6 protein-coding genes are annotated in these 7,031 nt (G+C 74.4%); 1 reads left to right on the top strand and 5 read right to left on the bottom strand.

Annotated elements, in window-relative coordinates:
- Positions 1-138: 138 nt before the first annotated feature.
- From whiA to ACIQUT_RS25300, 5 genes are all read right to left on the bottom strand, one after another.
- Positions 139-1,128, bottom strand: a complete 990-nt coding sequence (gene whiA, locus ACIQUT_RS25320; RefSeq protein WP_179172094.1) for a DNA-binding protein WhiA — start codon at positions 1,126-1,128, stop codon at positions 139-141.
- Positions 1,119-2,189, bottom strand: a complete 1,071-nt coding sequence (gene yvcK, locus ACIQUT_RS25315; protein ID WP_403565888.1) for a uridine diphosphate-N-acetylglucosamine-binding protein YvcK — start codon at positions 2,187-2,189, stop codon at positions 1,119-1,121. The genes whiA and yvcK overlap by 10 nt, the downstream gene beginning before the upstream one ends.
- Positions 2,186-3,133 carry an RNase adapter RapZ gene (gene rapZ / locus ACIQUT_RS25310; protein ID WP_403565887.1) on the bottom strand — a complete coding sequence of 316 codons (948 nt, stop codon included), beginning with the start codon at positions 3,131-3,133 and terminating at the stop codon, positions 2,186-2,188. Before rapZ ends, yvcK begins: the two co-directional genes overlap by 4 nt.
- The gene (uvrC, locus tag ACIQUT_RS25305) at positions 3,130-5,196 is read right to left on the bottom strand and encodes an excinuclease ABC subunit UvrC (protein WP_403565884.1); all 2,067 of its coding nucleotides are present in this window, start codon (positions 5,194-5,196) and stop codon (positions 3,130-3,132) included. The genes rapZ and uvrC overlap by 4 nt, the downstream gene beginning before the upstream one ends.
- A 353-nt stretch (positions 5,197-5,549) precedes the next feature.
- Positions 5,550-5,987, bottom strand: coding sequence for a Rieske (2Fe-2S) protein (locus tag ACIQUT_RS25300; RefSeq protein WP_403565883.1), 438 nt, complete (start codon positions 5,985-5,987; stop codon positions 5,550-5,552).
- Positions 5,988-6,064: 77 nt separating this feature from the next.
- Here ACIQUT_RS25300 and ACIQUT_RS25295 point away from each other — a divergent pair, with 77 nt between their 5' ends.
- Positions 6,065-6,949 carry a carbohydrate kinase gene (locus tag ACIQUT_RS25295; RefSeq protein ID WP_403565881.1) on the top strand — a complete coding sequence of 295 codons (885 nt, stop codon included), beginning with the start codon at positions 6,065-6,067 and terminating at the stop codon, positions 6,947-6,949.
- The last annotated feature ends 82 nt before the right edge of the window (positions 6,950-7,031 follow it).

Below are 7,031 nucleotides of genomic sequence, written 5' to 3'. Positions count from 1 at the left end.
TGCCCCCCCTGCCCCAGCCGGCCCCTGTTCCTGTCAATGGGGGCTGTGGGGGTTGTGGGGCCCGGGGGGGGGGGGGGCCGCGGCCCCGGGGGGGGGGGGGGGGGGCCCCCCCCCCCGCGGCGTACGGGCCGCGGCCGCTCAGCCGGCCAGGTTGTCGGCCATCTCCTCGCTGAGGTTCGACTCGGTGCCCGGGATGCCGAGGTCCTGGGCCCGCTTGTCGGCCATCGCCAGCAGGCGCCGGATCCGGCCGGCGACCGCGTCCTTGGTCAGCGGCGGGTCGGCGAGCGCGCCGAGCTCCTCCAGGGAGGCCTGCTTGTGCTCCATGCGCAGCCGGCCCGCGGCGGCGAGGTGCTCGGGGACCTCCTCGCCGAGGATCTCCAGGGCGCGCTGGACGCGGGCCCCGGCGGCCACGGCGGCCCGCGCCGAACGGCGCAGGTTGGCGTCGTCGAAGTTGGCGAGACGGTTCGCGGTGGCGCGGACCTCGCGGCGCATCCGCCGCTCCTCCCAGGCCAGCACCGACTCGTGGGCGCCGAGCCGGGTCAGCAGGGCGCCGATCGCGTCGCCGTCGCGGACCACGACCCGGTCCACCCCGCGCACCTCGCGCGCCTTGGCGGCGATGGAGAGCCGGCGGGCGGCGCCCACCAGGGCCAGCGCGGCCTCCGGGCCGGGGCAGGTGACCTCCAGGGAGGAGGACCGGCCCGGCTCCGTGAGCGAGCCGTGGGCCAGGAAGGCACCGCGCCAGGCCGCCTCCGCGTCACAGGTGGCCCCGGAGACCACCTGCGGGGGCAGGCCCCGGATCGGGCGGCCGCGGCCGTCCACGAGCCCCGTCTGGCGGGCCAGCTGGTCGCCTCCGGCCACGACCCGGACGACGTACCGGCTGCCGCGGCGCAGGCCGCCCGGGGCCATGACCACCAGGTCCGACGAGTGGCCGAAGATCTCCAGGATGTCCTTGCGCAGGCGCCGGGCCGCGATCCCGGTGTCCAGCTCCGCCTCGATGACGATCCGGCCGCTCACCAGGTGCAGCCCGCCCGCGAACCGAAGGATCGCCGAGACCTCCGCCTTCCTGCAGCAGGTCCGGGTGACGGGGAGCCGGGAGATCTCATCCTTCACCGCTGGCGTCATCGCCATGGGCCGATCCTTCCATGCATCCGAAAAATACGGTCGTACGCGGCGGCCAGCAGCTCCGGGTCGTGCTTCGGGGAGCCGTCCTCCCTGGCCACCGGCGCCAGCTCGACCGCGGCGCCGAAGCGCTGCGCGGCATCGGCGAGGGACTCGCGGTCGGGCACGGCGGCCTGGTCGGCCAGCACCACGTCCAGGGCGAGTTTAGGGGCGTGTCGGGCCAAAACCTCCAAATGACGCTGCGGAGAGAAGCCCTCGGTTTCGCCGGGCTGCGGAGCCAGGTTCAGCGAGAGGACCCGCCGCGCCTTGGTCGCCATCAGCGCGTCGAGCAGCTCCGGCACCAGCAGGTGCGGGATCACGGACGAGAACCAGGATCCGGGGCCCAGCACCACCCAGTCCGCGTCCAGGACCGCGGCCACGGCCTCCGGCACGGCCGGCGGGTCGCCCGGCACCACGTGCACGGACAGCACCTCGCCGGGCGTGGTGGCGACGGTGGCCTGCCCGCGGACGGTGTCGACGTCCGCGGGCCGGGCCGGGTCGTGGCCCCTGACCATCGCCTGGAGCTCCAGCGGCACCGCCGACATCGGCAGCACCCGGCCCTGCGCGCCGAGCAGCCTGCCGACCAGGTCCAAGGCCTGGACGGGGTCGCCGAGCTGCTCCCACAGGGCCACGATCAGCAGGTTGCCCACCGCGTGCTCGTGCAGGTCGCCGGCGGACTGGAAGCGGTGCTGGATGACGCGGGCCCAGGTCTGGCCCCAGTCGTCGTCGCCGCACAGGGCGGCCAGTGCCTTGCGCAGGTCGCCGGGCGGGAGCACGCCGAGCTCCTCGCGCAGCCGGCCGCTGGATCCGCCGTCGTCGGCGACGGTGACCACGGCCGTGAGCTCGCCGGTGATCCGGCGCAGGGCGGCCAGGGAGGCCGACAGCCCCATGCCGCCGCCGAGGGCGACGACCTTGGGGGCGGCCCCCTTGGAGGCCGCGCCGCGGCGCGGCGCGGTGCGGCCGGCGATGTCCTCGCCCCGCCCCGAGGTGAGGCGGCGCAGGCGGCGCAGCCTCAGGGTACGTCCGGTCACTCGCGCCCCATGTCCCGGTGGACCACGACGGTCTCGACCCCTTCGGAGGCGAGGCGGGCGGCGAGCTTCTCGGACATGGCGACGCTGCGGTGCTTGCCGCCCGTACAGCCGACGGCGATGGTCACGTACCGCTTGCCCTCGCGGCGGTAGCCCGCGGCGATGAGCTGGAGCAGCTCCGTGTAGCGGTCCAGGAACTCCTTGGAGCCCGGCTGGCTGAAGACGTAGCCCGACACCTCCGGGTTGAGGCCGGTGAAGGGCCGCAGCTCGGGCACCCAGTGCGGGTTCGGGATGAAGCGGCAGTCGACGACGAGGTCGGCGTCGACGGGCAGGCCGTACTTGTAGCCGAAGGACATGACGGTGGCCCGCAGCTCGGGCTCCTCTTCGCCGGCGAACCGGGCGTCCATCTTGGCGCGCAGCTCGTGCACGTTCAGGCTGGACGTGTCGATCACCAGGTCGGCGTCGCCGCGCAGCTCGCGCAGCAGGTCGCGCTCGGCGGCGATGCCGTCGACGATGCGGCCGTCGCCCTGGAGCGGGTGCGGGCGGCGGACCGACTCGAAGCGGCGCACCAGGGCCTCGTCGGAGGACTCCAGGAACACGATGCGCCGGGTGACCCCGCGCAGCTCCAGGTCGGCGAGGGACTCGCGCAGGGCGTCGAAGAACTGGCGGCCGCGGACGTCGACGACGACGGCGATCCGCGCCACGTTGCCCTGCGAGCGGGCGCCGAGCTCCACCATCGTGGGGATCAGCGCCGGCGGAAGGTTGTCCACGACGAACCAGCCGAGGTCCTCCAGGCACTTCGCCGCGGTGCTGCGGCCGGCCCCGGACATCCCGGAGATGATCACCAGCTCGGGGATGGCGGCCTCGGCGCTCTCGCCGGGCTCTGGTGTCGTGCCCGTACTCACCTGTGCTCCGTCTCGGTCGTACTCGGTCTCGTGCTCGGTCATTGCTCGGTCCCCCGTTCGGACGATGTCCCCCGGCTGCCGCCGGGCGGTACCCCCACCGCCTCCGCGGGGGTCTCATCCTCAATGATCTCTCCTGTCGCCGTGTTGACGGCAGGAGCGGCGGGGGCCGCCCGGGCGAGGGCCGCGGCCACGGTCTCGGCCGTCTTGCGTCCTATGCCCGGGACCTCGCAGATCTGGTCGATTGTCGCCTGCCGGAGCTTCTTCACCGAACCGAAGTGCTTGATCAGGGCCTGCTTGCGCGTGTCGCCGAGCCCGGGCACCTCGTCCAGCGGCCCGGCCTTGAGCCGTTTGCCGCGCTTGCTGCGCTGGTACTGGATGGCGAACCGGTGGGCTTCGTCACGTACCCGCTGGAGCAGGTACAGGCCCTCGCTGGTGCGGGGCAGGACGACGGGGTCGTCGTCGCCGGGCAGCCAGACCTCCTCCAGCCGCTTGGCCAGCCCGCACACGGCGACGTCGTCGATGCCGAGCTCCTCCAGGGCCCGCCGGGCGGCGGCCACCTGCGGCTGCCCGCCGTCGACCACAACCAGCTGCGGCGGGTAGGCGAAGCGCTGGGGCCGCCCGTCGTCCGGCGCCTGCCCCTGCGCTCCGTCCCCGTCCCCGTCCCCGTCCGCGTCCCCGTCCTCGGGAGACCACTCGCCGGTCTTCAGCTTCTCCTGGAGGTAGCGGCGGAAGCGGCGCGAGACCACCTCGTGCATGGAGCGGACGTCGTCCTGGCCCGCGAACGACTTGATCTGGAAGCGCCGGTACTCGCTCTTGCGGGCGAGCCCGTCCTCGAAAACGACCATGGACGCCACCACGTCGTCGCCCTGGAGGTGCGAGATGTCGAAGCACTCGATGCGCAGCGGGGCACTGTCGAGGTCGAGGGCCTCGGCGATCTCCTCCAGGGCCCGGGAGCGGGTGGTGAGGTCGGCGGCGCGCTTCGTCTTGTGCAGGGCCAGGGCCTGGAGGGCATTGCGGTGGACGGTCTCCATCAGAGCCCTCTTGTCCCCGCGCTGCGGCACGCGCAGGCTCACCAGGGAGCCGCGCCGCTCCGCGAGCCACTGCCCGAGGGCGGCCTCGTCCTCGGGCAGGACCGGGACCAGCACCTCCTTGGGAACGGCCTCGCCGGTCTCCTCCCCGTACAGCTGCTGCAGGGCGTGCTCGACAAGCCCGGCCGTGTCGACGGCCTCGACCTTGTCGGTGACCCAGCCGCGCTGGCCGCGGACCCGGCCGCCGCGCACATGGAAGATCTGGACGGCGGCTTCGAGCTCGTCCTCGGCGACCGCGATCAGATCGGCGTCGGTGGCATCCGCCAGCACGACGGCGTTCTTCTCCATGGCGCGGCGCAGCGCCCCTATGTCGTCCCGGAGCCGGGCCGCCTTCTCGTACTCCATCTCCTCGGCGGCCTCGTGCATCTGCGCTTCGAGCCGGGAGAGGTAGGCCCCCGTCCGCCCGGCCATGAAATCGCAGAAGTCCTCGGCCAGTTCCCGGTGCTCCTCGGCGCTCACCCGGCCGACGCACGGCGCCGAGCACTTCCCGATGTAGCCGAGCAGGCAGGGCCGGCCGATCTGCGCAGACCGCTTGAACACCCCGGCCGAGCAGGTCCGCACGGGGAACACCCGGAGCATCAGGTCGACGGTCTCGCGGATGGCCCAGGCATGCGCGTACGGCCCGAAATACCGCACGCCCTTCTTCTTCGGCCCCCGCATGACCTGGACCCGCGGGAACTCCTCGTTCATGGTCACGGCGAGGGACGGGTAGCTCTTGTCGTCCCGGTACTTGACGTTGAACCGGGGGTCGTACTCCTTGATCCAGGAGTACTCCAGCTGGAGCGCCTCGACCTCGGTGGACACCACGGTCCACTCGACGGATGCGGCGGTGGTGACCATCGTGGCCGTACGGGGGTGGAGGCCGGCCACGTCCTGGAAGTAGTTCGCCAGGCGCTGGCGCAGGCTCTTGGCCTTCCCGACGTAGATCACGCGGCGGTGCTCGTCACGGAATCGGTAGACGCCCGGGGAGTCCGGGATCTGTCCCGGCTGGGGACGGTAGCTGGAAGGGTCGGCCATGCCGCCACCCTACTGTCGCCCACCGACAAGCCGTACGCTCCGCGCCCCCACGCTCCGCGCCCGCCGCTGGGGGGGGCGCCCCCTGCCCGATCACGTGCGGGCCGCCCGTACCTGAGCGCGCAGTTCCCCGCGCCCCTGATGGGGTGCCCCCTGCTCGGTCGTCGCCTGCGGGCCGTGCGGGGCTGGTCGCGCAGTTCCCCGCGCCCCCGGGGCCCCTGCTCGGTTGTCGGGTGCGGGATGTTTCGTGGCTGAGCGCGCAGTTCCCCGCGCCCCTGAGGGGGCGCCCCGCCAGGGGCGCGGGGAGCTGCGCGGATGGCTTCGGGCGGCCGCGGGCGACGCGGTGGCCGCGGGGCTCAGCCGGCGATCAGCTTGCCGCCCTCCGCCCGGACCGGAACCGCCGGCAGCGGGTCGGTGGCCGGCCCGCGCAGCACCTTCCCGGTGGCGACATCGAAGCGGCTGCCGTGGCAGGGGCAGTTGCCCTGCCCCTCGACGATCTTGTCCAGGACGCAGCCGGCGTGCGTGCACTGCGCGCTGAACGCCTTGTACTGGCCCTCCGCCGGGCAGCTGACCACCAGCTTCCGCTCCCGGTACAGCTTCGCGCCCCCGACCGGCACCTCGGAGGCCGCGCCCAGTTCCACCGGGGCGGTGGGAACGGCCGGGGAGCCTGCGCCGCTGTTGGTCTCGGTGGAGCAGCCCGTGAGCGCCGCCCCGGCCCCGGCGGCCCCGACGATCGCGGCGGCGCCCTTGAGCACGGTACGGCGGGCTGCGGCGGGCGGCTGCGGCGCGGACATGCGGTTCTCCTGGCGTGAGCGTGAGGGTTTTGGGCCCATCCGACGATACCGGCGGCGGATGGGATACCTTCCCCCGCGTGATCGTCGTCGGTGGAGAAGCCCTGATCGACCTGGTGCCCGTGGCGCAGCCGCCGGGTGCGCTGCTGCCGCGGCCGGGCGGGGGCCCGTACAACACGGCCGTGGCGCTGGGCCGGCTCGGCGCCGAGGTCGCGTTCTGCTCCCGGGTGTCGTCCGACGGGTTCGGCGAGGGCCTGCTGGCGGGACTGCGGGCGGCCGGGGTGGACTGCTCGCTGGTGCAGCGCGGGCCGGAGCCCACCACGCTGGCCGTGCCCTCGCTGGGCCCGGACGGCTCGGCGGCGTACGGCTTCTACGTCGAGGGCACGGCGGACCGGTTGTTCCGGCTGCCCGGGGTGCTGCCGCGGGAGGCCCGGGCGCTGGCGCTCGGCACCTGCTCGCTCGTGCTGGAGCCGGGCGCGAGTGCGTACGAGGCCCTGCTGCGCCGGGAGGCCGGGCGGGGGCTGCTGACCTTGCTGGACCCGAACGTGCGCCCGGCGCTGGTGGCGGATCCGGCGGCGTACCGGGCCCGGTTCCTGGACTGGCTGCCGTCGGTGTCGGTGCTCAAGCTGTCGGAGGACGATGCCGACTGGCTGGGCGGGCGGGTGGCGGACTGGCTGGCGGCGGGGCCGTCGGCGGTGGTGCTCACCCGCGGGGCGCAGGGGATGAGTGTGTGGACGCGGGAGGGCGCCCGGTATGCGGTGGCTTCGCCGGCGGTGGCGGTGGCGGACACGATCGGCGCGGGCGACACGGTCAGTGCGGCGCTGCTGCACCGGCTGGCGGCTCCGGGGGGCGGTCCCGGCGGTGCGGTGGACTGGCCGGAGGTGCTGGCCTATGCCGCCCGCGCGGCGGCGTTGACCTGTACCCGGAGGGGAGCCGAGCCGCCGTACGCGGCCGAGCTCGGCTGAGCGTCGTCGCCGGGCGCGGCCCGGAGGGTGTGTAGCGAGTACGGCCCTGCCCCTGCCCGGGGGTGTCCCGGGCAGGGGCAGG

Origin of the sequence: Streptomyces sp. NPDC090445, from assembly GCF_044769385.1 — a bacterium.
GTDB lineage: Bacteria > Actinomycetota > Actinomycetes > Streptomycetales > Streptomycetaceae > Streptomyces.
Note: the sequence above shows the minus strand (reverse complement) of the source record. Positions and strands in the feature narration are given on the sequence as shown.

What these genes read in the sequence shown, in the direction of transcription:
- whiA (WP_179172094.1), bottom strand. Translation starts at nt 1,128, where the DNA reads ATGGCGATGACGCCAGCGGTGAAGGATGAGATCTCCCGGCTCCCCGTC.
- rapZ (WP_403565887.1), bottom strand. Translation starts at nt 3,133, where the DNA reads ATGACCGAGCACGAGACCGAGTACGACCGAGACGGAGCACAGGTGAGT.
- uvrC (WP_403565884.1), bottom strand. Translation starts at nt 5,196, where the DNA reads ATGGCCGACCCTTCCAGCTACCGTCCCCAGCCGGGACAGATCCCGGAC.
- ACIQUT_RS25300 (WP_403565883.1), bottom strand. Translation starts at nt 5,987, where the DNA reads ATGTCCGCGCCGCAGCCGCCCGCCGCAGCCCGCCGTACCGTGCTCAAG.